The 969-nt window shown below is 47.1% G+C and carries 1 pseudogene; it reads left to right on the forward strand.

Going from position 1 to position 969, the window contains the following annotated elements:
• A pseudogene (locus tag PAND9192_RS20760) lies at nucleotides 1-969 on the forward strand (hypothetical protein); the annotation flags it as partial.

Below are 969 nucleotides of genomic sequence, written 5' to 3' on the forward strand. Positions count from 1 at the left end.
ACCATTGATGTGCCGATCCAGGTGCAAGACACCGATGGTGATTGGCTACAAAAGCCTGCCAATGTTGATATCACCATTGTTGATGGTGCCAACCCAGAATTTGGCACTGACAGTGGCACCACCATTAATAAAACTACCCAAAATGGTCAAGTTATTAGCGGCGAAGTGCCGCTGGATGTCGGCTCAGATGCAATTCATCAGCTTGATTTCAATGCCGACCAGCCAAGCCTTCAAGGTTTAACCAGTAATGGTACCGCGACCACATTTACAGTTAACGGTAACGTATTAACTGTGGTTGACAGTCACGATAAGCCAGTGATGGTAGTAACGATTGCGAAAGATGGCTCATACACGGTTGAAGTTACAGGCCCCATTGATCAAAACGATGCTGACATTGCCAACATTAATCTTGGTGTGACGGCAACGGATAATGATGGCGATACCGCGAACGGTCAGGTAGTGATCACCATTAATGATGGTGCAGATGCGGGCGGTAATGAGCACGGTGAGATCACCATTACCGAAGGTGATTTAACCCCTCAGGCTGGAGAGCAAGGCTACCCTGTATCGGGCAATACTACGATAGTGATTGAGGCAGGTGCCGATCGTCTTAATCCTGAGACTGTGGTTATCGATTCAGTCCAATTAACCAAATTAATTGATGAATTATCATCAGAGTTAACTACGGGCGATAATCAAGCGATCAGCTTTAGCTATGACAGCACCACCGGACAATTAGTCGGTGTGACCGCTGACGGCGAGCAAGTGGTAACAGTCTCATTGGATGCAGTCCAAGCGACGAACGGTCACGATATCGACGTCACAGTAACGATTGTTCAAGACAAACCGTTAAACCACACCGACAGTGGTGTCGATGGTTTAGTTGATAGTGTTAACGATAAAATCACCATTGATGTGCCGATTCAGGCGCAAGACACCGATGGTGATTGGCTACAAAAGCCTGCCAAT

Origin of the sequence: Photobacterium andalusiense, from assembly GCF_900185625.1 — a bacterium.
GTDB lineage: Bacteria > Pseudomonadota > Gammaproteobacteria > Enterobacterales > Vibrionaceae > Photobacterium > Photobacterium aquimaris.